This window comes from Selenomonas sputigena (assembly GCF_026015965.1).
Taxonomy (GTDB): Bacteria; Bacillota; Negativicutes; order Selenomonadales; family Selenomonadaceae; genus Selenomonas.
Map to the genome: position 1 here is coordinate 1,527,662 of NZ_CP110383.1, position 26,523 is coordinate 1,554,184.

Genomic DNA, 26,523 nt, shown 5'->3' on the forward strand with positions numbered 1-26,523 from the left:
TCTATCCCTGGGAAACTTCTCCTCAAGCAAATTTTTTCTTTTTCAATCGGTAGACGTAAGCGAGCACCTCTGCAACCGCTTGGTAAAGTTCGGGCGGCACGATGCCTCCGACCTCCACCGCCGCATAGAGCGCCCGCGCCAGAGGCTTGTTTTCCACGATCGTCACGCGGTGTTCTCTCGCGATATCCTTGATCTTCTGCGCGACGAGATCCTGCCCTTTGGCAACGACTTCCGGCGCCTTCATGCCCGCCTTGTACTTCAAGGCGACGGCGTAATGCGTCGGGTTCGTCACGATGACGTCGGCTTCCGGCACTTCCTTCATCATGCGATTCATCGCCATCTGCTGCTGCTTCTGGCGGATCTTGCCCTTGATCTGTGGATCGCCTTCCGTCTGCTTGAACTCTTCCTTGATGTCCTGCTTGCTCATCTTGAGATCCTGCGTCGTCTGCCATTTCTGATAGGCAAAATCCGCTGCCGCCATGACGAAGTAGACAATGATGATCTGAAATACGAGTGAGAAAATGATGTCGCCCATACGCGCCATGCTGCTCTTGAGATCGAGATAGATAAACTCCGGCATGTGCATGATCTCTCCGGACAAGTAGACGTAGAGAAACGCGCCGATGATCGCAATCTTCAAGAGGGACTTCAGCAGTTCCACGAGCGAGCGCTTCGAGAAGATGCGCCCGAATCCCGTGATGGGATTGAGCTTGTCCAGTTTGAAAGAAAGCGGCTCCGTCGTGAACATGAAGCCAACTTGGTAGAAATTGATGGCTAGCCCCATGACGAGAATGGCGATCATCACAGGAAACGCCGTCTTCGCCAGAACGATCATCCCATCGATGATGAGGCGCATGACCGTTTCCGCATCGATCGTCTGGTTCATGTTTGCATAGATATGAATCGTGTACGTCTCGATTTCTGTTAAAATCGTGCTGCCGAGCGCGCGCATCACGAAGAATCCCGCCAAGAGCACGAAGGCGCCGCTGAGCTCCTGGCTTCTCGCGACCTGCCCTTTCTGCCGCGCATCATTGCGCCGTTTCGCCGTAGGCTCTTCCGTCTTCTCTCCGGCAAAGAGCTGAAGGTCGAAGACGAACTCGGGCATTTCGCTATTGTATTGCATGGAGGGCGGTAGTGATCTGCGCATACGTTTCATTGAACAACACATCCAGAAACAAGACGTAGAACGGCATGAGGATCGAGAGAACGAACATGCCGATGACAATTTGAAGTGGCAGGCCGACGACAAAGATGTTGAGCTGCGGCATCGTGCGCGCCAAGATACCAAGACCGACGTTCGTCAAGAGTATGGAGAACGTCACGGGCATCGCCAGCTTCATGCCCGTAACGAAAACGCCGTTGACCAGATTGACAGCAAACCCCGCAAGGTTCGACGAAGGAGAAAGCCCCATCATCGGCACGGATTGAAAGCTCTCAAACAGCGCCGCAATGAGCATATGATGTCCATTGACGACGAGAAAGACGATGATCGCCAAATTATAAAGAAAACTTCCGATAAGCGGAATTTGCTGACCGGAAGTCGGGTCCATCACATTGACCATTGCGAATCCAACCTGCATATCCATGACCTTGCCGGCGAAATGAATGGCCGAAAAAGTCACATATGCCACAAAGCCGATCAACCAGCCAACAAAGAGTTCTCCTGCTGCTGCCGCCGCATAAAGGAAGACATTGTCCGGCGCCGACACAGGGCCGTAGCTGTCCACGATGGGGAACAGCACGAAGGAAAACGCAACAGCAGTCCCCACACGAATATGCGCGGGAATGTTCAGACTGCCAAAAAAAGGCGCGATGACGAAAATTCCCGTAACGCGCGTCAGAACGAGCAGATAAGCTGCCGCATGACCCTGGAGCAGGGTGTAAAAATCCACGGCGCATCTCCCCTCGTTATCCGATATAGAGCGGCAAGTTCACGAAAATATTCGTGAAGTATTCCACGAGGATGCTGAGCATCCACGGCCCAAAAATCAAGATGGCGACAAACACCGCAATGATCTTCGGAATAAAAGCAAGCGTAGCCTCCTGAATGGACGTGGTCGCTTGAAAGACGCTCACAAGGAGTCCAACAGCAAGACCGAGGCCAAGCATGGGGGCGGACACCAAGAGCACGATCCAAAGGGCGTTCTGCCCGATCTGTATGATGAGATCGCTGGACATCCGCGTCCCTCCTACCTAAAGCTCATGATGAGCGACTTAATCAGAAGATGCCAGCCGTCGACCATGACAAAGAGCAGGATCTTGAACGGCAGGGAAATCATGACAGGCGGCAACATCATCATGCCCATTGACATCAAGGTGCTCGCCACGATCATGTCGATCACGATGAACGGGATGTAGATCATGAAGCCGATCTGAAACGCTGTCTTGAGTTCGCTGATGACGAAGGCCGGTATCAAGGTCGCCGTCGAGACGTCCGCCTGCGACTGAGGCCGCTCGGCATCGGAAAGATTGACGAAAAGCGCCAAATCCGACTCACGCGTCTGGCGGAACATGAACTCCCTGAGAGGCGCAAGCGTGTTGTCAATCGCCTGCTCCTGTGTGATCTGCCCTGCAAGGTACGGCTGAATTCCCTGCTGATTCGCCTCGCTCCAATACGGCTGCATGATGTAGAACGTCAGAAAGAGCGACAGGGCAAGCACCACCTGATTCGGCGGCACATTCTGCGTCGACATGGCGTTCCTCAAAAAGCCGATGACGACAACGATGCGCACGAACGAGGTCGTCATGACCAAGATCGACGGCACAAGCGAAAGGATCGTCAGAAGCGCCAGAACCTGCAGGGAGGCCGCGACGTCCTGCGGCCCCGCCGCCTCGCCGACACTGACGCTGAAACTTGGAATCAGAGGCGCCGCAAGAGCTTCCTGTGCAATGAGCAGCAAGGAAAAGAAAAGGAAGCTTCCCAGCAAAATCGGCCGCTTCTCCATCAACGCTTCACAACTCCTCTACTTCCGAAATACGTCATTCTTGAATATCGTCGGGATTCTTTCGGCCAGCTTGTCAAGAGAGCCAAACTGCCGCTCAAACCCCGCTGTGCTGGGAAACGGCGTTGGCGACGCCTCCATGCTCTTCTTCAAGATTGCCTCCGCCTCCGCCGCATCCTCAACCTCTCCCAAGAGAGTGATCGTATGTTCCGTCACGCCGAGTAGCAAAATTCTGCCCGCCAACTCAATGACACAAGCAGAGCGGCCAGGGCCAAGTGGAAGATTTTCCAGCAAGCGCCCGCCGCCACCTGACATCGCACGCCCGAAACGTCCACCCAAGATCTTGGAAACGTAATAGGCAAGACCAGCCACGAAGAGAAACACGACAACGAGGCTCGCGACATAGGCGATGGTAGACCACCATGAAACACCTGGTGTACCGTTCGGCGCCGGATCCTGGTTTTCATAGCCCGAAAGATATCCTCCGCCGTCTGCGGCCAAGCCGACGGATGGAAGGACAAGGGTAAAGAAAACCCACAGGAGGAGGCAAAGGAAGTACCCCTTTCTTCCCAACATCAGCCAAGCGCTTTACGCACGGCCTCAAGGACGCGATCCGCTTGGAACGGCTTGACGATGAAATCGCGTGCGCCCGCTTGGATCGCCTCGATGACCATCGCCTGCTGGCCCATGGCGCTGCACATGACAACTTTCGCATTCGGGTCAACCTTCTTGATTTCCTTGACCGCACTGATGCCATCCATCTCAGGCATCGTAATGTCCATCGTCACGAGATCGGGTTTGAGCTCCTGATACTTCTCCAAAGCCTTCATACCATTTTCCGCTTCACCAACGATCTCATAGCCGTTTTTGGACAAGATGTCCTTGACCATCATTCGCATGAATGCCGCATCATCCACCACTAAAACTCTGCTTGCCATAAATATCTCTCCTCATCTGATCTATATGCCTGTTTTCCACGCGCAGATGCCGTTCATGCACATCCGCGTTGGACTGCACAAGAGCCGCCCGCGGCTTTTGGCGCAGTCTGCGATGCAAATCACATCGTATATCCTATTGTATATGAATCACCCGAAAATGTCCAGTGAGGGACACGCTTATTGCAGTTGCTGCGCCCTTTCCGCCGGACTTACGATGTCGGTGATGCGCACGCCGAAGTTTTCGTCAATAACGACGACTTCGCCCTTTGCTAAGAACTTACCGTTGACCATGATGTCAACCGGTTCGCCTGCGAGCTTATCAAGCTCGACAATGGAGCCGTTCGTAAGTTCCAGAATATCCTTGATTGTCTTTCTCGTGCGTCCTAGCTCCACGGTTACCTGAAGCGGCACATCGAGAATCAAGCCGATATTCGCATCATTCACTTGCACGGGAGCTGTCGAAAGCGGTGCAAACATCGCAGGCTGTACGGGCACATTCGACGCCACATGCGGCGTCGGTGGCGCACCGTAGGCCGGAGCGGCGCCCGTCATCGGCGCTGCCGGCGGCGGAGCCGCTGCTGCCGACGTTGGCGTGGGTGCTGCCGGTGCCGGTGTTGGTGCTGGCATTGGCTCTTCCTCCTCTGCTTCGTTGTTCAACAAATATCCCACCATTTCCTTCGCGACAGGAATCGGCAGAATTTGCATAATCTCACTGTCGATCAGACCGTCGACTTCCATGCGAAACGAAATCTTCGCGATTGGGTCATCCGCCGAAACGATCTCCGTGACCTTATCTTCCGATCCAAGATCAATCATATTGACCTTCGGCGGTGAGATATCAATCTTCTTGTTGAACATCGTCGACAACGATGTGGCGACCGATCCCATCATCTGGTTCATTGATTCGCCGACGGCGCTCATATGAATCTCATTGAGTTCCTGCGTCGGGCTGGTGCCGTCGCCGCCCATCATGAGATCGGCAATAATCGATGCGTCCTGCGCCTGGATGGCGAGCACGTTGTTTCCGTCGATGCCGACCGTATAGCCGACCTCCACGATGAGGTAAGGCATCGGGTACTGGTCTTTGATCGAGGCCAGCGTATCCACCGACACTGTCGGTGTCGTGATCGAAACCTTGTGTCCTAAGAGAACCGAGAGCGTCGTCGCCGCGCTCCCCATGGAAATGTTGCCTATTTCTCCGAGCGCGTCGCGCTCCATATCCGTCAGAGCATCCCCTTCTTGAGATGGAGAACCTTCCGCGGGCGCCGGGTTATCCGCCGGGGCATCGGCTGCTGCCGTGCTGTCGCCGCCGCCGTTTAATAACGCATCAATTTCCTCTTGCGAAATTAAATCATCACTCATCCGTATCTTCATCCCCTTCAAAGGCTACTTGTGTAATCTGGACTGCCGAACGCTTGCCTTGAGTGCCCGGCCGGCAAAGGAACTTGGGCTTCTGCCCGACGAGGATCTTCAGTTCATCCTTGACCTTCGTATCGAGCTGCAGCACATCGCCGAAGCCCAAGGTCAAGAACTCGCGAATCGTCATATTGATGGTGCCAAGTTCCACAATCAAAGGAATCGGCGACTTATGAATCTTCTTCTCAAGCGCACGAATCTTGTCCGGATTATGATCCTTCGCAACGGAAGCCGCCACCCAGAAAGAAGTCGAGAGCTTCGACATGACAGGCTCCAAGACAAGGTACGGTATGCAGAGGGTCATGAAGCCCTCCACCTCACCGATCTTGACCTGCACAGTAACGATGATGACCATGTCGCTCGGCGGCACGATCTGCACGAATCCTGGATTCGCCTCGATTGCCTCAAGAATCGGATTGATCTCAGTCACATTCGACCAAGATTCCTTGAGAAACTCGCTCGCCTTCGCGATAAACTTGCGCATGACCGCTTCTTCAATCTCCGTGAGGATGCGTGGCTTTAGCGTGTTCTCACCCAAGCCTCCAAATACGCGGTCGATGTAGGCAAAGGCAATGCCCGTGTTGACCTCCATGATGACGTTGCCCTTCAAAGGCGGCAACGCCATGACGCCGATGACACTCGGATTGCTCAAAGACTGCAGGAATTCCTGGTAAGTGAGCTGCTCCACGGAAACGACTTCCACGTTGACCATCGTCCGCAAATGGGTAGATAGGTGGGTGTTCAAGAGACGCGCGAAGTTCTCATAGAGCATATTCAGCGTGCGGATCTGGTCTTTCGAGAACTTGTCCGGCCGCTTGAAGTCGTATGTCTTGACCTTCCTCTCTTCCTCCTCCGCCTGCACTTCTTCGGCGGAAACCTCACCGGTCGACAGAGCTGAGAGAAGTTTGTCTATCTCGTTTTGTGACAAGACATCTTCTGCCAATCTTCCTCCTCCTTTCTCCCATGCTCAGATGACCCATCACTGCATGAGGAAGCTCGTGATGTAGACCTCATACACCGACCCTTCACCCAATGCCTTGTTCAGGCTATCGCGCAAGGTCGTCTTCAACTCATCCTGCTTGCCCGCATCAAGTTCCTCCACCTTCAGGGAGCGCAGCGTCTGCAGTGTCACATCCATGACCTTCGTCTCCGCCGGCGCCAAGAGCTTGCCATCGGCAATATTGTCCTTCTTGCCAGGGTTCATCTCCAGGACAATGCTCGTCTTCAAGAAGCGCCCCGCTTTGAGGCCGCCGACGTTGACGAGTATACCATCCTTGGGATCGCCGAGCTTGATGAAGACGCCTGGATCGTGGCTCAGCCTCGAGGGGCCGCCGTCACCAGCATTGTTCGCCATCATATGCTGCGTGATGAAAAAGGAAATACCGACTGCCGCGGCCAACGCCACGACGACGATGACAACGATCAGGATGATCGGGGACTTCTTGCTCGGCTCTGGAGCAATGGCCTGCACTTCTTTTTCTTCCGCCATGAAACTTCCTCCTCCTAACTCTTCTCTCTATCATCAATCATCCGAGAAAACCCCGGAATCACAAACCATGCACGCCGCGGCGGTATTCCATGACACGCCGCACGATCTCCTCCATCGATTCTTCCACGATGAGTTTCTTTCCATTCGTGAGGGTGACGACCGTATCGGGCGTTTCCTCCACCGTTTCTATTATTTCGGCGTTGAGGACGAATTCCCCTTTTTTGTGCGCCTCCGACTTGAACTTTGTCAGTTTGATCATTCGCCCATCCTTTCGCCGTAAGAAGTACGGGCAGAAATCCAGCCGTGCTCCTTAAGAATAAGTGCGGGGACAGGGCGGAGGGAAGATCCCCACCTCCCTGTCCTTATAAGAGCTGAGATGCCGCGTACACTGCGGCCTCTCAGTTCAGACTGTCATCAACGCTTCATATTGATGACGGTTTCAAGCATCTCATCGCCGACCGTGATGACCTTTGAGTTGGACTGGAAGCCTCTCTGCGTCACAACCATGTCAGCGAACTCGTTAGCGATGTCGACATTCGACATCTCAAGCGCCGACGGCGTGAGCGTCAGCCCCAGGGCACTGACCGTCTTGATGTTCGCTGTGCCCGAGTTGTTCGACTCGCTGTAGAGATTCGCCCCTTTCTTCGTAAGGCCCTGTGCATTATCGAACTGCGCGACGGCAACCTGTGCCAGCGAGCGCTTCTCACCATTCGTGTAAGTGCCCGTCAAGATGCCGCTCTGATCGGTGTTAATCTCCTTCAGCGTACCCGCAGGATGTCCATCGTAATCTGCCTTGATCGTATCACTGCCGCTGTACTGTGTGAGATTCGTAAGGTCCACCGACACATTCATCTCGTTAGAGGCACTCGGGCTAAGTGGACCGGAACCTGCGCCATTTTTCAAGGTCAATGTCGGATTGCCCGAGCCATCTCTGTATTTGCCATTTTGATAAAATCTCAGCACTTGCGCCTTCATCGTCACAGTCGTGTTGCCATCAACTTCCTTGATTGTGCACTTGCTGTCCGTAGTGGCCGCCGGGTCTGGATTGTAGGGATCAAGCTTTCCTGCAGCATCCGTTCCCGGACTCAAGGTGACACGCCACTTATCGACGCCCAGCGGCGAAGATGAAGTGTCGGGAATCTTTGTAAATAGGAGTGGCACCTTGTGTTCGTTGCCCAAGCTGTCATAAACCGTCGAAATCGTCGTGATTGGCAGACTCTCACCAACCTTGTAGCGGTAGCTACTCTTTGCCGTAATCGTACGCGTCGTACCGTCTGATAACGTCAAAGTAAGGGATGTGCTGCCCGTTACACCCGTAGGCAAAGAACCGCTGGTAAAATCAGTAGCCTGCGCCACGACTGCCTCTCCCGTGATCGAAGTTCCTGTCTGATCGACAATCTTCGTAATCGTCGGCACCGACGAGTTCATATTACCCTTGTAGGTGACCGTCGTCGTCTTCCGCGCCCCCATGCTGCGCATCGCATCCTTGATCTGGATGCCCTCAGGCGTGCTCTTCGTATCGATGTTGCCGTCTTCATCGGCGTTCCACCCAACGACATGATGCCCCGAGCCAGGGACAACATAGTTGTAATTCGCATCAAAGGAAAACGCTCCTGCGCGCGTATAATACTTGTCTTTGCCACCCTTATCGGTCGAGACAACAAAGAGTCCGTTGCCCGACAAAGCAAGATCCGTATTCTTTCCCGTCGACTGCGTCGAAGCGTCATTGAAGAGCAAGTCAATGCTTGCAACGCCGACGCCGAGGCCGATCTGCTTGGGGTTTGTACCGCCGACAGTATCCGTCGGCGCGGCAGCGCCCGTCTGCGTCTGATAGAGCGTGTCCGCAAATGTCACACGGCTCGATTTGAAGCCGATCGTATTGACATTCGCGATGTTGTTGCCTATGACGTCCATGCGTGTCTGGTGGCTCTTAAGCCCCGATACGCCGGAGAAAAGAGAACGCATCATAATGTATCAATCTCCTTTATTTGGTGCAGCTGGAAAGGCGGGCGAATCCGCCTTCCCCGGCTCGCTTCTGTCAGTCGGCGAGCAAAAGCCTCCCGAAGGACCAGCTCAGAGAATCGCTGCACTGTCGATGTTCGTGAAAATATTGTCCTTGGCGCTCATGCCGTCCATGGCCGTGATGACCGTCCTGTTCCTGATACTCACGACGAGCGCGACGTCGTTCATATAGATCAGGGATTCCCTTGCCCCCTTCGAAGCCATCTTGTTGACGGCGTCGCCAAGCCTTGAAAGTTCTTCATCGCTGAGGTCGATGCCACGCGCTCTCATGCGTTCTGTGGCATGAGCCGAAAAGCTGACCTCGGATTTGGCCTTCTCAAGCTCGGCAGCAAAGGAAGGGGCATTCTTCTGCGATGCCGGCTGTTTTGCAGCAGGCATCTGCGGCAGGAGCGGCTGGGACGGAAGGTAAATTCTTGCGTCAGCCATATTCTCCTCCGTGCTTCATGTTCCCGATGCGGAGGCTTTCTTCGTCGGCGGATCGGCAATCGCTTCAATTTCCGAAACCTCGACCTCATGCAGCTTGCCCTTCGCATCCTGTGCGACGACCATCGGCTTGCCGTTCAAAACCTTGACGCCTCGGACATTTCCTGCAAAGGTTTCCGAATTGGTTTTGGGATTGCCCTCCGCATCCTTCGTCTTCGTCACATGTGTCCACTGGATGTTCTTGCCGATCATATTGCTCAAAGAGCCGACGAGCACGGAGCTGTCGATGTTCGACACGAGTTTCGATACATTCTCGAAGCCCTTGACCATCTGTGTCATCTGCTCAAGCGACGAGAACTGTGCGAGCTGGGCGATGTACTGCGTATTGTCGTCCGGGCTCAGAGGATCCTGATGCCTAAGCTGCGTCACGAGAAGCTGCAGGAAGGCGTCCTTGCCGAGCGAGTCGTTCTTCTTTGCCGTTTTCGTCTGAGACGCTTCATACTTGGCACGATCGTACTTCACACCGTCGACCGTGACGGTATTCAGATTCGTTCCGTTCATACCTTTCTCCTTTCTTCATTGTCTTAAAATCATCAGATGCGATAGTCCACGCCGTCCTGCGCGAGCACGCCCTGCTGCGCACCTGCCGCGAGAGCCTGCTGCTCCTCTTCAAAGGATGCAAGCGCCTGCTGGGCGTCGCGTCCCTGGCTGCTGCCCTGGCCGCCGTGCTGTGCATAATGAGCATCCGCGTCCTGCTGACCGTTCATCATGGAATGTTCTCCAAGACCTGCGTAGACGCCAACGTTGTCCACCTTCAGTCCCTGCGCCTGCAGTTCGTGCTTGAGCTGGATCATCGAGGTTTCGATGATGGCACGCACGGAAGCATTGTCCGTATGGAACGCTGCATTGACCGCGCCGCTTGCGGCGACGGAAACCTTGAGCGTCAGTTCGCCAAGGTGCTCGGGCTTCAGACGGATGACCATCTCTGTCTGTTCGGGCATGCGCAGAAGCCTTGCCTGTTCGACGATCTGTTTCGCCACCTCGTAGTCTTTCTGCGGGGCTGCGGGTGCTGTCGGCTGCGCTTCGGCAGTTTCCTGCAATGCGGTCTGGAACGTCACGCCGGGATTCGCCTGGGAAGCATGACCCACCTCCTGGCCTCCTTGCGGAGTCTGTGCGGCTTCTGTAAAAAGCTGCATGGCAGAACTCGCCTTCGGTTTCGCTGCGCTTCCACCCAATGTCTGTGTTGCTGCAGTCTGGAAAAACGCATTGTTTTCCTGCGCCCTGTCATCCTGCGATGCCTGTTGCTCGTTAAAGAACCCGGCAAAGTTCCCATTCGAAGAACTTTGTGTCAGATCTTGCCCCCCTTCTGCCAGATTAGCAGACTGTATCGGAGCGACCTTGGTGTCCACAGTCGAAACAGGCAACGGCGTCGCTTCTCCATTCAGAGTCGAGGAAGCTGCAGTCTGACGCGAGTTTTCTACTGTCCCCGTCGTGACCGAAGCCATCGGCTGTCGGGCCAAGGTACGCAAAAGCACATCGGGCAGTTCCGCGTCAGCTTCCACCATATTTAGATCCGCCGGCAGAGAAGCCTCTACCGATTCCGCAGTGAAGATGTCTGCTTCTATCTGCGATGGATATTCTGTCGCTGCAAGCACTCCTGCTTGCGACGTCGGCAACAAGGTTCTGTGAGGAAGCGCTCGGAGCAAGTCCTGTTCCGTCCTTTCGCTGCGTGAAAGCAGTGCAGCAAGATGGTTTATATCCGCAGCCTTGTTCTGTGGCACCTCCTGCATCTTCGCAGCGCCGTCACCGGCCTTGTCCTGCGAAACTGCCGCCTTTGTTTCATCCACGGGCATCTCGTCCTGCAGCGAAAGTTCCACGTCCCCTTGTTGTATTGCAGCTTTATCCAACAAAGCGATTGAGGCAGGGTCCGTTGTCTCCTCCACGGAGGCAGGCAACACCACCAAGACGGACGTTTCCGACTGTGCGGCTTCGCCAACAGCAGCGACATTCTTCACCGAGGCATTTTTAACGGCCTCCACGGTTTCCACCGCTTCTGCCGAATTCCCAGTACTGAGATCTGCTTGTTTCGTTTGCTGCGAAGCAGCAAGCGATGCGGCCAAAGGATCCTTTCCCACAACTTCTACCGCCTCCGCAAGACTCTGTTTCAGCGTCTTGAGCTTTGCAAGCGTCCTGTCGAACGACGGATTCTTCGCCCCACGATCAGCCGTCGTCCCCGCCTGACTTGCAGGACGCACAGCCTCGACGGCGTTTGTCTTCACCGTCGTATTTGGTGCCGGTGCAACGTTCATGAGATTCACCTGTACATCATTCATCTTTATCACCTCCTTTCAAATAAGCTTATATAGCATCAGGCAGAGCCTGCTGCTTACCGTCTTCACTGCGCCGTCTCATCTGTCGTCTGACTTTCATCCGCTGCATTCTGTGGATTCTGTCCTTGACGGTCGAGCGGCGAGATGACCTTCTTCGGCACACCTGTATACATAAGTTTCGTCAAGCGAGCCGACTGGTCGGCATCCATCGCAGCAAGCGTTTTCGCCGCCTGTGATTCATCCATCTTCTGCAGGATGGCGACGGAGAGATCGTCGTCGAGATCTTTCATGACCTCGGCCGCCTGCTGCGGTTTCATCTCGTTGTAAACGCGCGCGAGCTTCGAGACACGCTTCTTTTCCTGCGCCTCGCGCTCCTTCATCTGCTTCTCAATTTCTTCCTTCGTCAGCACTTTGGGTTTCGATGTCCCCTTATCCTTGTCTTTGTCAGGATTCGGCTTGCTGTCCGTCATTTCTTCCTTCGTCTTTCCCACCGCCTCTTCCTTCGGCGTCTCTCCCGTCTCAGGCGCAGGCTTTACGAAGAATTCCCCGATGATAGGCATATCGTATAATTTCAGTTTCTCATTCATCGTACTCGCATCAAAGATCTGCAAGTACACGCCGAGCAGGAAGCCTCCCACGACAAGCACGAGCAGCAATATTGCGGCGAGTGCGATTTTGACCATCTTCTTCATTTCGGGCTTCTGCTCCTTTCGGGACTGCGCAGGACTCTCCCAGCGAAAAGTCCCTCCTTCATTCCCCGCATCTCTTTATCGATAGAGGTCGAGAACCTTATTCACGTAATTCTGCGTCTCAGCGTAAGGCGGTACGCCGTCGTAGTCCTTAACTGCCTGAGGGCCTGCATTGTAGGCAGCAATCGCTTTCTTCATGTCGCCGCCGAAAGTGTCAAGCATCTGCTTGAGGTAATGCGCACCGCCCTCGATATTCTGCTTCTCGTCGTAGGGATTGACGCCGAGCGCTGCCGCCGTATCTGGCATCAGCTGCATGACGCCAACGGCTCCGACGTCGGACACCTCACTCTGATTGCCGCTTGATTCCGCTTCTGCGACAGCAGCGACGAGGCGCGAGTCAAGTCCGTACTTCGCCGCAGCTTCCTGGATGAACCGCGTCGTCTCATTCGATGCGCCAGAAAGCTGTGTGGAAGCCTCGGTGGGCGTCACCTTTGCGGCATCCGTCTTTGTTGTCGCTCCCACCCCAGTCGTCTGCGGCGGGGTCGCGCCGTCGTTCTTCTTGAGTTCAGCATCCAATGCTCGCTGGAAGCCAACCGCCGTGCCGGGCACGGGGCCTTCAATGCCGAATCTCCTCTGGATTTCAGATATTCTCGCCTGTATTGCCTCAACGCCCGAGAGTTCCATCACGTTCATTCTCCTTATCCTACATGTTTATGCCCCGCATATAGAGCTGCAAGCCAATCTCATCCAAAAGCTTCTGCTCCTCGAGAAGTGCCTCTTCCTTGTATTGCTGAAGCCGCTTCGTCTTGAGCTGCTCGATGCTCTTAAGCTTGTTCATAATCAGCAGGAGCGCTTTGAGTCTTTTTTGCCGTTCTGCGCGGCTTCTGAGAATCTGCTCCTGTTGATTTTCAATCTGTCCCCTTTTCCATTCGAAGAAACTGTTGAATGTCAAGAGCCGTCCGAGAGAAATCGTATGCCCATCCGTCAATCGATCATAATCCTTCTTGCCTTGCTGCATTTCCGCCAGAAGTTCGCCGAGCTTCTCCTTGTCTGCTTCGAGCCTCCTCGACGCCTCAGCAAACTGCACTTCAGCCTCTTCCTTTTTCGAACGCGTGACCTTCAGCAGGGTTTCCAATTTGAAGCGAAATCTCTTCATCAGGCGCACCCCTCATCAGATTGCTTCCAACGCCTTTTCCGTCTCTTCGTAGGAACTCTGCTCGAAGATCCCTTGGCAGAGAAAGTCGTTAATCGCATCGATCTTCGCGACTGCTGTATCGATCTTTTGGCTCGACCCCTTGACATAGGCACCGATGTGAATGAGATCCTCCGCCTCCTTGTAGACCGCCATCAAGGCACGCAAGTTCTGCGCCGCCTTGAGGTGTGCATCATCGACAACCTCGTTCATGACGCGCGAGACACTTGCGAGCACGTCGATAGCAGGGAAATGGTTCTGTGCGGCAATGGCACGCGACAGGACGATGTGACCATCAAGGATACTGCGCACGGCGTCAGCGATTGGCTCGTTCATGTCATCGCCATCGACGAGCACAGTGTAGATGCCTGTGATCGACCCCTTGCGGCTCGTCCCTGCACGTTCCAAGAGGCGCGGCAGGAGCGCGAACACCGACGGTGTATAACCGCGCGTCGCCGGCGGCTCACCAATTGTCAGACCGACCTCGCGCTGTGCCATGGCGAAGCGCGTGACGGAATCCATCATGAGCACGACGCGCTTGCCCTGGTCCCGGAAGTACTCGGCGATGGCGGTCGCCGTCATCGCGCCCTTGATGCGTACGAGCGCCGGCTTATCCGACGTAGCGACGACGACGACGGAGCGCTTTAAACCCTCCTCGCCGAGGTCGCGTTCAATGAACTCCTTGACCTCGCGCCCGCGCTCGCCGACGAGCGCAATGACGCTGATGTCGGCTTCCGTATTGCGCGCGATCATGGAGAGGAGCGTCGACTTGCCAACGCCCGACCCCGCCATGATACCGATGCGCTGCCCATCGCCGAGTGTGATAAGTCCATCGATAGCACGCACGCCGACGTAGAGCGAGTCTTGTATGCGCGGCCGTTCGAGCGGCGACGGTGGATCGGCCTGCAGCGGATAGTCGCGCTTGCAAAGGAGCGGCCCCTTGCCGTCGATCGGCTCGCCGAGTCCGTCGAGGACGCGGCCCAGAAGTTCCGGGCCAACTTGCACCTGCAGAGTCCTCTGCGCCGAAACAACCTCGCAACCAGGACCGATTCCCTGCATCTCGCCGATGGGCATCAAGAGCACATGTCCATCGCGAAAGCCCACGACCTCTGCCGGTATCGGTTCGACATGCGGGAAGCGTGACTTCACATAGCAAAGTTCGCCCATGCTCACGTTCGGCCCCGCAGATTCAATAACGAGTCCGATGACCTGCACGATCTTGCCGCTCATTTTAATTGACTCACAGGTACTTACGGCGTCGAGGAACTTTTGCACGTTGATGCGCAGACGCCCATCGCCCGTCAGGACGGCGTCGCCTCCGTCGTCAAAGACGACAGGCTGCACCTCGTCCTCCCATGATGAAGTTTCCCATTCAGAAGTCCCGCGAACTTCCTGCAAGTCATTCATAAACACACTTCCTGTATTGCTTTCTTCACCAATTCAATCTGCGTCGCCAAACGCGCATCAACATTGCCATTCGGTGTCTCAAGCACGCAGTCGCCAGGTTTGAGTCCGGCATCCGACTTGACGAGGAGCACCGCCTGTCCTTCAAGCATCTGCTGAAACTCCGACTGTGCCATAAGCACGAATTCGTAGGAGTCCGGTGCGACGTAGACAACGACTTCCGCCTGATCGCGTACCTTCATCAAAGCCTTGCGCACGAGAGGCAGGACGATCTGCGGCGCATCGATGAAATGCTGCGGCAGAATCTGCTCGACGACATGCATCGCTATACTTGTGACATCCTCTTCTGCCATTTGCAGATAGATTTTGCGAGCCTCAAGCGCCGCGTTCATCAAGGCGCCCGCCTTATCGTTCGCTGCTGCAAGGATGTCCTCGCAGTCTTCTGCGGCCTTCTTCATCCCCGCTTTGTGCCCTTCTTCGAAGCCCTCCGCTTTGCCCGCTTCGTGCGCCTCTTCCTTGATCTCCTCGGCGAGATTGCGCGCATCCGCCTCGCTGCGTTCGCTCGCATACTCGGCATCTTGCACCATCATCGCACACTTCTCGCGCGTCTCCTCAAGCAAGGTATCCGCCTTCAGCTCCTTTTCCCTTACATAGGCAAGGCGCTCAGCAAGCGATTCCTCCGTGACATCCTCTAGTTCCTTGGGGAGCACCTTGGGCTTCGGCGGCGGAGGCGGTGGCTCAACGATGCGAGCTTCTTCCTGCCACATCGTGGTTCTGATTATCCTAGACAATCATCTCGTCACCCTTTCCGCGTGCAACGACGATCTCACCCTTGTCCTCCAAGCTGCGGATGACATTGACAACCTTCTGCTGCGCCTCTTCGACGTCGCGAATCTTGACAGGCCCCATAAACTCGATTTCTTCACGCAGCATATCGGCTGCACGCTTCGACATATTCTTGTAGAGCTTGTCGGCAACCTCTTTCGGCGTAGCCTTGAGGGCGAGTGACAAATCCTTCGTGTCGACCTCTCTGAGCACCATTTGCAGCGAGCGATCGTCGAGTACAACGATGTCCTCGAAAACGAACATGAGGCGTTTGATCTCTTCCGTAAGTTCGGGGTTGTCGACCTCGAGTGTTTCCGTGATCGTCTTTTCCGTCGTACGGTCGACGCGATTCAGGATCTCGACGACAGCCTTTACGCCGCCCGCCGAGGTGAAGTCCTGCGTGACGAGCGAGGACAGTTTGCGCTCCAAGACCTTCTCCACCTCTCGTATAATGTCCGGGGACGTGCGGTCCATCGTCGCGATGCGCTTCGTGACCTCCGCCTGCTTGTCGGGCGGCAGAGATCCCATGAGAATCGCCGCCTGATCGGGATCGAGGTAAGCCATGATCAGAGCGATCGTCTGCGGATGCTCGTTCTGGATGAAATTCAAGAGCTGACTCGGATCGGTCTTGTGCAGGAAGTCGAAAGGACGTGCCTGCAGACTTGCCGTCAGGCGACTGAGAATGAGCTTCGCCTTCTCTGCACCAAGAGCCTTTTCCAAGATGTTCTGTGCATACTCAAGGCCTCCAGCCGACAAATAGCTCTTCGCCATGAGCATCTGATAGAACTCACTGATGACCGCTTTTTTCTGGTCGGCTGGCACTTTCTTCTGATTCGCAATCTGCAGCGTTACAGACTCTATTTCTTCCTCATTCATATGTTGAAAGAGGAGTGCCGAACTCTCGGCGCCAAGTGCGATGAAGAGGACTGCCGCCTTCTGTCGCCCCGTCAAGGGCGGATTCTTCTGTTCAGCCATATCAATCATCCCCCGCCAGCCACTGCTTGACCAACATAGCCGCGTCTTCCGGTGTATGCATGATCATCTCTTCAATTGCCTGCATCTCATTGAGCTGGCGCTGCTCTTCTTCCGTAAGCTCTTCCTCCGTAACCTCGCCTGCCTCGATCTGCGCAGCACGTTCCTCGGCGAGGCGTTGTCTCTCGAGCTCTTCCTGACGACGCTGCTCTTCGATGGCCTCCTGCTCCAAACGCTTCTTGCGGCGATACATGAGGATGCTGCCAACGATCAGCGCAATGACGAGGAGGAAAGCGGCGAGCTGCAGGTAGAACTCGCGATCAAGTCGATCACGTTCCGCCTGTTCGTCGGCAAGCTTCTTGTCACGTGCCTCGGTGCTGAACGGCAGCGGCTCGACGGAGACCGTATCGCCTCGGTCAGGATTGATACCGGCCGCGGAACGCACGGAGCGCAGGATACTCTCCTGCTGTGCTTGCGTCACATCGTCGTTGACGAGGACAGCGACCGTCAAGCGGCGAATTGAGCCGGGCGAAGCGACAATCTTGCGCTTCTCCTCGTTGACCTCGTAATTCGTCGTATTTTCCTTGCGCTCATACTGTGCCTGCGAGTTGTTGTTCTGCTCCACATAGCCAGGCACATTGGACTGTGTGCCGGCAGGGCCGCCGGGCTGCGTCGATGTGCCCGCATAGCTCTCGCTCGTGGTCTGCTGACTGCGTACGATGCCCGACTCATCTACGACAGGCGTGTAAGTTTGCGAATCCGTCGTCTTCTGATCGAAGTCAAGCTCGACGCTGATGCGCACGAACGACTTTCCCTCACCGAGCGACGCGTCGAGGAGGCTCTGGACATTCTTCTGCAGATTGTCCTGAACTTTCTTTGTCATCTCCATCTGCGTCAGCGTCTTCTGTCCCACGCCATCATCATTGTTTTCATCGGGGTCATTCAAGATCTTCCCCGACTCATCGACGATCGTGATATTTTCGGGCGTCAGTCCCTGCACGCTGTGCGCAGCAAGATTCACAATACCCTTGACCTCTTTCTTGGACAGCTGCATGTTCGCCTTGAGCTTCAACATGATGGATGCCGTCGCCGGCTTTTCATTTTTCTTGTAAAGGCTGTCCTCCGGCAGGACAATGTGTACACGCGCCTTCTCAACCGCGTCGATCTGTTCGATCGTGCGCGTAAGTTCACCTTGTAGCGCCTGCAGGTAATTAACCTTGTTTTGGAACTCCGTCACGCCGAGCTTACTGTCATCAAAAAGTTCGAAGCCCTTATTACCTCTGGGCAGACCTTCGGCAGCCAAATCCAGGCGCGTGCTGTCAACGCTCTTCGCAGGAACGAGGATTGTCGTACCCTGCCCGCCTTCCTGTATCTCGTAATTCACCTTGTTCTCTTTGAGCTTCGCCGCGACTTCGCCGGCATCCTTCGCTTCCATATTTGTGAACAAGGGCACCATGTCCGGCTTACCGCCATAAATGATGCTGCCGGCAACAATGGCAATGAATACGAGAGCTGCGGCGCCGATGATCATGTATCGCTGCCGCTTGCTGTAATTATTCCAGAGCTCCAGGTAGCGCTCTTTCCACTCTGCCATTTCCTCAATCCCTTCGCCTCAATATGCTTGCCGAAGCCCTGCCTGGCTTTGGCTGATCGTTCCTGCCCAAGGCTCAGACCTGCATGCGCATAATTTCCTGATAGGCCTCAACCGCACGATTCCGCACCTGCATCGTGAGCTGCGTGGCAATGCCCGCTTTCTCACTCGCAATGACGACTTCGGACACATCGGTGATGCGTCCTGCCGCAAGTTCCATATTGAGTCGTTCGGACTCCTTGATCAGTCCGTTGACCTCGCCAAGGGAATCCGTAAGGAACTCATGAAAAGGCTTCACTTCCCTCTGTTCGGTCTCCCCCAGATGACTTTGGCCAGTCATCTGCACTGGCGTCATTTGCAGCGCTTCCACCTGCATGTTCTTTCCACCTCAATCCGTAACCGCTTACTGTTTTCGGCGCACACGTCGTGCAGCCTTCTCTTTACTTGCCGATATTCAGCGCATTCTGCGCCATGCCCTTGGCGGCGTTGATCGCCGTCACATTCGCCTCGTAGGCACGCGAAGCCGTGATCATATCCACCATCTCTTGCACGATGTTGATGTTCGGGCGCTCGACATAGCCATCCGCATTCGCATCAGGATGACCAGGGTCGTAAACCAGTGGTCCCTGTGACCGATCTTCTTCAATCTTCATGGCACGCACACCATTTCCTGCCTGATTATCGAGCTTCTGGCGCAAGGTAGAAGCGAAGTCCTCCTTACCCCTCTCACGCGGCTGAAAAACGACGTAACGCCTGTGATACGGACCGCCCTCAACTGAACGTGTCGTGTTCGCATTCGCGATATTGTTTGAAATCACGTCCATGCGCAGACGCTCCGCCGTAAGTCCGGAAGCGGAAGCATCGATTCCTCCAAACATGCTCATTTTTCTACTCTCCTTGCATCATCCGAAATCTCGCATCACACCCCCGGCGAATCACTGCCCGGTAATGACGCTTCTCATCTGAGAGAACCCGGCTCCGACCTGCCTGGCCAAAGCGTTAAAGTACAGGCTGTTCTTGGCCAAAGACGCCATCTCGACATCAATATCCACATTGTTCTTGTCGTAACGCATGGAAGACGACTGGTCCAGTTCAATCTTCGCCAAAGCCCTACCCCGGAAAGGAATGGGCATGTGGCGATCATGCGTACGCACGATCTTGAGCCCGCCCTCAGCATCGAGATCAAGCTCCTTCGCAAGAAGATCCTCGAACACGACGTTGCTCTTCTTGAAATTCGGCGTGTTAACATTGGCGATGTTGTGGCTGATGACCTCCTGTCGAAGGTTCGCCGCCCCCATACCGCGCTGCATAACGTCGAGCGCCCTGTTGCCTACGATTTGCTCCAGCATTGCGGTGTTCCACATCCTTTCCCTATAACTCTCTCTAAAGTTCGACGAAATGAGAAAAAATCCTTTCCCGCCGAACTTCTTTTTTCAAAAAGGCGAAGCAAAAAGCAAATGTGCTTCGCGTACAAGCTGAAAATCATTGCCCAAATCCATACATCATGATTAACAAATTTATCCATCGTGATTTTGCACTTTCTATTCTACCATAAAATCGGAAATGATTCACTCCATTTCTCAGTTTTTTTTAACGACTGTAAAATAGTCCTATAAGGGGCAAGAAAAAAGGGGCGGGTTCATGCCTCGGCATGTCCCAGTCCCCTTCCTTGCTTCTTCAGTTTTCCACCCGTTGAAGTTCTTCGAGCAAATAAGGATTGAGCACCTTGATGTGCGTTCCCTTCATGCCGAGCGACTTCGATTGAATGAGCCCCGCCGACTCGAATTTTCTCAGCGCATTGACGATGACGGAGCGCGTGATCTTCGCGCGATCCGCAATTTTCGAGGCGACGAGCAGTCCCTCGGATCCTTCCAGTTCGCCAAAGATGCTCTTCGCCGCCTTGACCTCCGAGAAGGAGAGTGTCGCCAAGGCGATCTGCACCGTCGCCTTCTTGCGTGCCTCGATCTCGATCTGCTGCGTGCGGTCGCGCAGCATCTCCATGCCGACGACCGTCGCACCGTACTCGGCAAGGATCAGATCGGCTTCCGTAAAGTCCGTATCATACTTCGCGATGATCAATGTGCCGATGCGGTCACCTACACCATAGATCGGCACTATCGTGGTATTCTTTCCCTCAAATCGACAGTCCGTATCCTCCGTGAAGGCACAGATTCCCGTCTTCGACTTCAAGTTCGGCGAAGTCTCGTCCATCTTCAGCAGCCAGCTCACATACCTCTTGGGAAAGCTTCCTTGCTGCACGACGTTTGCAAGCATCAGGTCGCACTCGAAATCATCGATGAAGGCATGTCCGAAGATCTTGCCCGCCTTGTTCACAATATAGACATTCGCATCGATCACCGCACTCAAGACGCGCGATATGCTGTCGTACTCGACGCTTTCCGCGCGCTGCAGCAGACGGTTGATTTTCCTCGTTTTCTCCAGTAATGTCGCCATGCAAACTCCATTCCTTTCTCCACGGCAATACGACTTCCAAATTCAGGCTATTGCCTACACCTTCATTTTAACACATTTTTCTAAATAATCAAAGATGCGGGAAAGAAATGTTGAATTTTTCTTGATTTTTTCGTCAATAGCACGAGAGAAGGCCCACACTTTCATGTCAGGCCGACCATCACCTCGCGAAACACCTCACCCAAGGAATCGTGAATCACGAGATCCGCCCTTTCGTCCGCCTTCGTCGCCGTCTTGTTGACGAGCACGAGATGCCTGCCTTTGAAACAGCGCAGAAGTCCCGCCGCCGGATAGACGACGAGCGATGTACCGCCGACAATGAGGAGATCCGCCGCAGCAATCGCGCGTACGGCAGCATCGAGCACATCGGCGTCGAGGCTTTCCTCATAGAGCACGACATCCGGCTTCACGATACCACCGCACTTCGTGCAATGCGGTACACCCTCGCTCGCCTGCAGAAATCTTTCATCGTAAAACGCACGGCAGTCCATGCAGTAACTGCGCCGGATCGATCCATGCAGTTCCAGCACGCGCGAAGAGCCGGCTTCCTGGTGCAGTCCGTCGATGTTCTGCGTGACGACGGCCTTGAGCTTTCCCATGCGCTCAAGCGCGGCGAGCGCCTTGTGGCAATCGTTCGGTTTCGCTTCCATATAAACGAGGCGCTTGCGGTAAAAATCGAAAAACTCCTCAGGGCAGCGCTCGAAAAACGTATGCGAGACAAGCTCTTCGGGAGAAACGTGCTGTGCGAGCATCTTGCTGTAGATTCCCGTGGCGCTGCGAAAATCGGGAATGCCCGATTCCGTCGAGACGCCGGCGCCGCCAAAGAATACGATATTGTCACTTTCCTTCAATAAATCATGAAACACGGCGATCTTTTCATCCTTCATTGCTTTCGCCCCCTCTTCTGCCATTTTCCGTGCATCCTGCAAATTCAAACGTCCTCAGCAATCTCGCGGTATATATCTTCCAAGTCCTTCATATAGCCCTTCGCATCCATCAGTGGCGAGGCTTCCATGCGCGCGCGCAGGTCGCGATGCAGGCGGCGCAGGATGTCGGGCGCGTCCGCAAGCTCCACGGCTTTTCGCACGTATTCCATATCGCCTCGTGCCACGAGCTGTGAAAGCCCCGCATTTTCCAAGATGCTTGTCGAAAAGCGCGAGCCGTGCGTGCCGCCCGCTTTTGTGATGACGGGCACGCCCATGTAGAGCGCCTCGCACGTCGTGACGCCGCCCGTATAAGGGAAGGTGTCGAGCACGATGTCGATGTCCGTGTACTGCTCAAGATAATCGGGGCTGTACGGGCGAAGCTCGACCTGTGCGAGCGGTATGCCGAAGCGCTGCAGACGCTCCTTCACGATCTTCCTGCCCGCCGCAATGCTGCAGATCTTGCTCTTGACGACGAGCCGCGCCCCCTTCATGCGCTCAAGCACGCCGCGCCACAAGGCGAGCATATCGTCCGACACCTTGGAGAAGTTGTTGAAACTGCCAAACGTGATATAGCCGTTCTTCACAAACGGCGCCTCCCCGCCGCTCTTCGGCATATCGCGCAGCACGGGCGCATAACAGAGGTGGCTGTGCGGCATGCGCAGCACCTTCTCTGAAAAGCCGCGCGCGCCCATGTCCCACGGCGAGCAATAGATGTCGGAAAGGAAATAGTCGACCGCACGAAGCCCCGTCGTCGCCATGTAGCCGATCGCCGTCATCTGCACGGGCGCAGGCCGCCGGGCGAGCACGGGCAGACCGCTTCCCTGCGTGTGCCCGGCAAGATCGACGAGGATGTCGATGCCGTCCCTCTCGATGAGGCGCGCCGCATCCCTAGCCGAGAGGCGCGAGACATCCTTCCACTGTACTCTTTTCTGGCGAAAGAGCGAGGTCACACGGTCGCGCTTGCCCCGCGCATAGCAGGTGACCTCGAACGAAGCGGCGTCAAAATCGCGCACGAGCGGCATGAAGAAATACGCCGCTGCATGAAGGCGGAAATCGGGCGAGATGTAGCCAATGCGCAATTTGCGACTGAAGGTACGCGTGCGTTTCTCTCCCACAGGCGGCGCCGTCGGCTGGATGCGGAAAGCCGCCATTTGAGCTCTCGGCACCGGAGACGGCGAAAGGTGTGCGTTACTGCCAAAAAGCGAGGCAACGCGCGCCTCTCGCCGCGTCTTGCTTCTTCGCTCCTCTTCCAATTCTTTCTTGAACGCCTCGTACTCCTTTTCCTCTTCCATGCGCCTTTGATTTGCCCGCGCTTCCCATGCCCAGAGGCGAAGTGAATCCTCATACTGCGGCTTCGGCAAGGCCTTCTGCACGAGACGCGAAAGAGGCTCGCGTTCCTGCTTCGCCTGCTGTGCCACAAGCGCCGCACCGCGCCGCTCATGATCGGCTTCCGCTCTGGCCGCCGCCATGGCCTCCCCGACGGAAAGCGTCGCCTTCGGCTGCAATGCCCCAGCCTCTGCCGCCTCGGTGCGATACGGATGACAGATCTTGACGCCTTCGAAAAATTTTTCGTAGCCGCGATGGAGACGCAGGGATTCGGCGGGCGTCCTCGTGCGGTAATTCGAGCAGAAGAGCGCCTTGCTGTAGCACTCCGCCGCCTCCTCGCCCGTCAGCATATCACTCGCTGCCAGAAGCGTGTTCATGGCAAACTCCGGCTCCGCCGCGAGAAGCCACGCGTCAGAGAGCCATGCAAGCGCCTTGAAGCGCACGTAGCGAAGCGACTGCGTCCAAAGCGATTCAGCGACCTTCTCCGTCGCCTGCACGATGGAGAGAAGCTCCTTGATTTCCTCCTCCAAGGCGAAGTCCGTGGAGAAGAATGCGGCGCGTACGAGACGCGCACGCAAGTTCCCTGGCTCGCGCTCTTCGGCACGCGCCATGTACTCCTTCGCCTGCTCGCGCTCATCCATATAGAAAGACGCCTCTGCCATGATGGCATAGGCGTCCGCGTCCTCCGGCACGATCTGCAGAATCTCCTTCGCCGAAGCGCGCATGCCGCGAAAATCGCCCTGGTTTGCAAATCGGTTGGCTATTCCGATCCAATTCTCTTTGTCGTCCATAAAGCACACGCTCCAACAAGTATAGTCTAAACCTCCGGGCACAATTCTGTGCCGTACTCTCGGAGAAAGATCTTCTGATACTCCTTATAGCTTTTGGCGAGCGGCTTCTCCACGGGACAGTGGATGCACCAAAAGCCCGCCTCCTGATTCGGCACGACCGTCCGAAACCCTCGCCTGGAGAATTCCTTGCACTGCGACGTGTCGTAGAGATGCCAGCCCGTGAAAAGATCTTCGCGCCAGAGCACGTCGTACTGCGTCGCAAGGAAGAGTCCGTCCGCCGCTTCGACATCGATGCTCTCGCCGTCCGGCTCCTTCATGTGCGTGTCGACGATGCTCTCCGCCTCGCACGCATGAAGCACGCGTCCATAGCAGCGAAACCCATCCCACCACACGCCGCTTGCGGGCAGCGAACGGCAGCCGATGACGCCGATCATGCCGATGCTCTCATCTGCAAAGATATTCAACATCGCCCGTGGAAAATCCTTGTTGACGAGCAAGGTGTCCTGATGCAGATAGACCTTGTAGCGCGCCCGCGACCTCGCCATACCCTCGTTGTACCCCGCCGCCATCGACGCGGCGCCGCGCACGGCGATATACTCGGCGCGAAAGCCTTCGGGCAAACGCAGATGGCGCAGGTAGAGCAGACACTCTGCGTACCATGCCTCATCGTTGACGCAGGTGATGAAGGCGATCGCCCTCTCATCCTTCATCTTCCGCCGCTCCTTTCACACTTTCCGCCGCAAGTTCCTGCAAGGCCTCCCGCACCTCGCCGCACGGAAGCCTGCGTCGTGCCGCCTCGGCAAGCTCTCGCGCCAGCTGCGGCTCTGCCGTCTGCAGGAGCGCGCGCAAGAGATCCTTCTGATGCACGATGGTCTGCGCGGCAAAGTCCACGAGGTATTCGAGGAAGATTCCTTCCTCACGGCAGAGCTGCCAGAGCGCCGCTGCATTTTCTTCCACCTCTATGCCGTACTCAAGGCGGCGCAGGAGCGTCACAAGAGTTCGGCGCACAGCGGGCGTGAAGCACTCCTTCAGAGGTGCGACCTCGTCCGATGTGCGCCGCGCACGGCAGAGCCAAAACTTCGCTTCCAAGTCGCGCCCCGAATTTTCAAAACCCGCCGCTTCCAACCGCTCGATCACGCCCTGCGGCGCTTCGCGCCATACAGGAAGAAAAGAAACCTCCTTATAAAAGGACGCCGCGAGCAGCGTCTCCATCTCAGGGCGAGCGAAGAGACGGCGCACGATCGCATAGAAATGCCCCTCGCGCAGATCCTCGATGACGCTCCAATGGCGCACGTTCAAGAAGCTCGTCAGGAGATAGCCCGTCGGCCGCAGGAAGAGTCCGAACCCCGCAGCGATGTCCTGCGGATTTCCCGCCGTTTCCAAACAGCGGTCGGCAAGGATATAATCGAAGCTCTCTCTCTCAAACGGCAAAGGTGTATCGCGGTAGTCCAAGAAGGACCAGGAGACATCCAGTCCCTGCAGTTCGGGTGCATCGGCATCATCCAGTTCCGCCGTCACGGCGAAGAGCGCGGCGGCAGGCATCATCTCGCGCAGTTTTGGCAGATAGGCGAGGCTTTCCACGACGAGCACGGAGAGTGCGGAGCGCGTCGGCGCGAGAAAGCGCAGCAAGCCACCGCCATATTCCATGAGATCGCCTCGCTCTTCACCCGCGTCCCTCAATGCATCTTGCGCGCCATCTCGCGCGCATTCTCCTTGAGTTCATCCGGTGTATGACCCTTGAGCCGCCACAGGCGTGTCGTCGCGTGCAGAGCGATCACGAGTTTCGTCATCTCCTCTTCTGCCGCCTCATCGTCAAGCTTGCCCAACGTTTCCAAAAACGCGGCGACGTCCTTCATGCTGCCGCCGTTCTGGAAGAGCAGGAGAATCTTTCCGACGGCTTCCGCTGCCTGCAGAACCTCCATCGAGAGCTTCGCCATGAAGAACTGCGCGAGCTTCTTGTAGGCGAGCGTCGCCTCGATATAGCCCTCTTCTCCCGCATCGTAAACCTTGCCGTAAGGAATCTCGGCAAAAGGAAGATCCTCCTTCTCCTTCTGCTCCCTTTCGAGCCACGGTGCACTCAAAAGCGTATGATACGCCAAGCCTCGCTCCGTGCCAACGACTTCCTTGTGCCAGCAGGAGCCGTTGAGCATCACGCCCATGAAGGCGGCGAAGTCAAGGCGCTGACCCTCTTCGAGATAAGCGTTGACCATGGCGAAAAGCTTATCGTAGTCGAGGAAGCCATAGTAGAAGAGAAGTCCTGTCGCGAGGCGCATGATCTCCGTATTGAGACGCACGGCATCCTCATAAGCTGCGGAATCGAGCTTCTTAAAGATTTCGGTCATCTCCTCGGGCATGTACCAATAGAGCTTTCCCTCATCCGCACCGACCGCCATGATGCCGAGTCCGCACAGGTAATCGATGCGCACATCGTCCTCGCGGAAGTCATCGGCAAGCCCGCCCTTGTCCTGTATATGGCGAAACGCCTGGTACTGCTCCTCAAACGCCGACGGCAGCCAGCGCTCGGCAAACTGCACGGCGGCAGGCAAAAGAGTGTCGATGAGCGCAGGCAACGTCATGTCATCCGTCTCCTCCAGGCAGAGGTTGTACGCCAAGTCGTCCAGTTCTTCGCGCGACAGGCAGCCCAGAGCCTCTCTGAGCGTGCGGTTTTCGGGCAGTGCGCGGCGATAAAAGCGCTTTCTGCGCTCCTCCTCGCCCATCAGGATTCCATCCAATCTCGCCTTCTTCTCCATGAAATCTTCCTTTCTCAACGTGGCT

The 26,523-nt window shown here is 55.8% G+C and carries 30 protein-coding genes; all 30 read right to left on the reverse strand.

Annotation, left to right across the window (positions count from 1 at the left end; translation table 11 throughout):
• Positions 1-22: 22 nt before the first annotated feature.
• Positions 23-1,123, reverse strand: coding sequence for a flagellar biosynthesis protein FlhB (flhB, locus tag OL236_RS07465; protein ID WP_265070134.1), 1,101 nt, complete (start codon positions 1,121-1,123; stop codon positions 23-25).
• A complete protein-coding gene (fliR, locus tag OL236_RS07470; RefSeq protein ID WP_009644969.1) occupies positions 1,110-1,892 on the reverse strand; it encodes a flagellar biosynthetic protein FliR in 783 nt (260 codons plus the stop codon). Before fliR ends, flhB begins: the two co-directional genes overlap by 14 nt.
• Positions 1,893-1,908: 16 nt before the next feature.
• Entirely contained in the window at positions 1,909-2,178 is a 270-nt protein-coding gene (gene fliQ / locus OL236_RS07475; RefSeq protein WP_006191321.1) for a flagellar biosynthesis protein FliQ, read from the reverse strand.
• A gap of 11 nt (positions 2,179-2,189) precedes the next feature.
• Positions 2,190-2,945 (reverse strand): flagellar type III secretion system pore protein FliP, encoded by a 756-nt coding sequence (gene fliP / locus OL236_RS07480; protein WP_037369275.1) that lies wholly within the window; start codon positions 2,943-2,945, stop codon positions 2,190-2,192.
• Positions 2,946-2,963: 18 nt separating this feature from the next.
• Positions 2,964-3,518, reverse strand: coding sequence for a flagellar biosynthetic protein FliO (gene fliO, locus OL236_RS07485; RefSeq protein WP_037369277.1), 555 nt, complete (start codon positions 3,516-3,518; stop codon positions 2,964-2,966).
• A complete protein-coding gene (locus OL236_RS07490) occupies positions 3,518-3,880 on the reverse strand; it encodes a response regulator (protein ID WP_006191318.1) in 363 nt (120 codons plus the stop codon). The genes fliO and OL236_RS07490 overlap by 1 nt, the downstream gene beginning before the upstream one ends.
• Positions 3,881-4,057: 177 nt before the next feature.
• Positions 4,058-5,242: a flagellar motor switch phosphatase FliY gene (fliY, locus tag OL236_RS07495; protein WP_265070135.1), complete on the reverse strand. Its 1,185-nt coding sequence runs from the start codon at positions 5,240-5,242 to the stop codon at positions 4,058-4,060.
• Positions 5,235-6,239 carry a flagellar motor switch protein FliM gene (gene fliM / locus OL236_RS07500; RefSeq protein ID WP_265070136.1) on the reverse strand — a complete coding sequence of 335 codons (1,005 nt, stop codon included), beginning with the start codon at positions 6,237-6,239 and terminating at the stop codon, positions 5,235-5,237. The genes fliY and fliM overlap by 8 nt, the downstream gene beginning before the upstream one ends.
• 36 nt (positions 6,240-6,275) lie before the next feature.
• Positions 6,276-6,785, reverse strand: coding sequence for a flagellar basal body-associated FliL family protein (locus OL236_RS07505; protein ID WP_006191312.1), 510 nt, complete (start codon positions 6,783-6,785; stop codon positions 6,276-6,278).
• A gap of 58 nt (positions 6,786-6,843) precedes the next feature.
• Entirely contained in the window at positions 6,844-7,044 is a 201-nt protein-coding gene (locus OL236_RS07510; RefSeq protein ID WP_265070137.1) for a flagellar FlbD family protein, read from the reverse strand.
• A gap of 155 nt (positions 7,045-7,199) precedes the next feature.
• Entirely contained in the window at positions 7,200-8,753 is a 1,554-nt protein-coding gene (locus tag OL236_RS07515; RefSeq protein ID WP_009644948.1) for a flagellar hook protein FlgE, read from the reverse strand.
• Positions 8,754-8,858: 105 nt separating this feature from the next.
• Positions 8,859-9,233: a TIGR02530 family flagellar biosynthesis protein gene (locus tag OL236_RS07520; RefSeq protein ID WP_265070138.1), complete on the reverse strand. Its 375-nt coding sequence runs from the start codon at positions 9,231-9,233 to the stop codon at positions 8,859-8,861.
• Positions 9,234-9,248: 15 nt separating this feature from the next.
• The gene (locus tag OL236_RS07525) at positions 9,249-9,791 is read right to left on the reverse strand and encodes a flagellar hook capping FlgD N-terminal domain-containing protein (protein WP_265070139.1); all 543 of its coding nucleotides are present in this window, start codon (positions 9,789-9,791) and stop codon (positions 9,249-9,251) included.
• A 32-nt stretch (positions 9,792-9,823) separates the two neighbouring features.
• Positions 9,824-11,563, reverse strand: a complete 1,740-nt coding sequence (locus OL236_RS07530; protein ID WP_265070140.1) for a flagellar hook-length control protein FliK — start codon at positions 11,561-11,563, stop codon at positions 9,824-9,826.
• A 62-nt stretch (positions 11,564-11,625) separates the two neighbouring features.
• On the reverse strand, positions 11,626-12,252 hold the full coding sequence (locus tag OL236_RS07535) for a MotE family protein (protein WP_265070141.1): 627 nt from the start codon (positions 12,250-12,252) through the stop codon (positions 11,626-11,628).
• Between the two features lie 75 nt (positions 12,253-12,327).
• Positions 12,328-12,933 carry a lytic transglycosylase domain-containing protein gene (locus tag OL236_RS07540; RefSeq protein ID WP_265071804.1) on the reverse strand — a complete coding sequence of 202 codons (606 nt, stop codon included), beginning with the start codon at positions 12,931-12,933 and terminating at the stop codon, positions 12,328-12,330.
• 19 nt (positions 12,934-12,952) lie between these two features.
• Positions 12,953-13,405, reverse strand: coding sequence for a flagellar export protein FliJ (gene fliJ, locus OL236_RS07545; protein WP_265070142.1), 453 nt, complete (start codon positions 13,403-13,405; stop codon positions 12,953-12,955).
• 15 nt (positions 13,406-13,420) lie between these two features.
• The gene (gene fliI / locus OL236_RS07550) at positions 13,421-14,848 is read right to left on the reverse strand and encodes a flagellar protein export ATPase FliI (RefSeq protein ID WP_009644896.1); all 1,428 of its coding nucleotides are present in this window, start codon (positions 14,846-14,848) and stop codon (positions 13,421-13,423) included.
• Complete coding sequence (locus OL236_RS07555; RefSeq protein ID WP_009644986.1) at positions 14,845-15,612, reverse strand: FliH/SctL family protein; 768 nt, start codon at positions 15,610-15,612, stop codon at positions 14,845-14,847. The genes fliI and OL236_RS07555 overlap by 4 nt, the downstream gene beginning before the upstream one ends.
• A 16-nt stretch (positions 15,613-15,628) precedes the next feature.
• Positions 15,629-16,645, reverse strand: a complete 1,017-nt coding sequence (fliG, locus tag OL236_RS07560) for a flagellar motor switch protein FliG (protein ID WP_265070143.1) — start codon at positions 16,643-16,645, stop codon at positions 15,629-15,631.
• A 1-nt stretch (position 16,646) separates the two neighbouring features.
• A complete protein-coding gene (gene fliF / locus OL236_RS07565; protein ID WP_009645016.1) occupies positions 16,647-18,236 on the reverse strand; it encodes a flagellar basal-body MS-ring/collar protein FliF in 1,590 nt (529 codons plus the stop codon).
• Between the two features lie 73 nt (positions 18,237-18,309).
• Positions 18,310-18,609 carry a flagellar hook-basal body complex protein FliE gene (gene fliE / locus OL236_RS07570; RefSeq protein ID WP_006191290.1) on the reverse strand — a complete coding sequence of 100 codons (300 nt, stop codon included), beginning with the start codon at positions 18,607-18,609 and terminating at the stop codon, positions 18,310-18,312.
• A gap of 64 nt (positions 18,610-18,673) precedes the next feature.
• Positions 18,674-19,117 (reverse strand): flagellar basal body rod protein FlgC, encoded by a 444-nt coding sequence (flgC, locus tag OL236_RS07575; RefSeq protein WP_006191289.1) that lies wholly within the window; start codon positions 19,115-19,117, stop codon positions 18,674-18,676.
• A 51-nt stretch (positions 19,118-19,168) separates the two neighbouring features.
• Positions 19,169-19,582, reverse strand: a complete 414-nt coding sequence (gene flgB / locus OL236_RS07580; protein WP_009644944.1) for a flagellar basal body rod protein FlgB — start codon at positions 19,580-19,582, stop codon at positions 19,169-19,171.
• A 328-nt stretch (positions 19,583-19,910) separates the two neighbouring features.
• Complete coding sequence (codY, locus tag OL236_RS07585) at positions 19,911-20,687, reverse strand: GTP-sensing pleiotropic transcriptional regulator CodY (protein WP_009644954.1); 777 nt, start codon at positions 20,685-20,687, stop codon at positions 19,911-19,913.
• Positions 20,688-20,848: 161 nt separating this feature from the next.
• Positions 20,849-21,616: an NAD-dependent protein deacylase gene (locus OL236_RS07590; RefSeq protein ID WP_009645026.1), complete on the reverse strand. Its 768-nt coding sequence runs from the start codon at positions 21,614-21,616 to the stop codon at positions 20,849-20,851.
• 20 nt (positions 21,617-21,636) lie between these two features.
• Positions 21,637-23,748, reverse strand: coding sequence for a hypothetical protein (locus OL236_RS07595; RefSeq protein WP_265070144.1), 2,112 nt, complete (start codon positions 23,746-23,748; stop codon positions 21,637-21,639).
• Positions 23,749-23,774: 26 nt separating this feature from the next.
• Positions 23,775-24,458, reverse strand: a complete 684-nt coding sequence (locus OL236_RS07600) for a glycosyltransferase family protein (protein ID WP_265070145.1) — start codon at positions 24,456-24,458, stop codon at positions 23,775-23,777.
• Positions 24,448-25,428, reverse strand: coding sequence for a hypothetical protein (locus OL236_RS07605; protein ID WP_265070146.1), 981 nt, complete (start codon positions 25,426-25,428; stop codon positions 24,448-24,450). The genes OL236_RS07600 and OL236_RS07605 overlap by 11 nt, the downstream gene beginning before the upstream one ends.
• Complete coding sequence (locus OL236_RS07610; RefSeq protein WP_265070147.1) at positions 25,425-26,516, reverse strand: hypothetical protein; 1,092 nt, start codon at positions 26,514-26,516, stop codon at positions 25,425-25,427. Before OL236_RS07610 ends, OL236_RS07605 begins: the two co-directional genes overlap by 4 nt.
• Positions 26,517-26,523 lie beyond the last annotated feature (7 nt).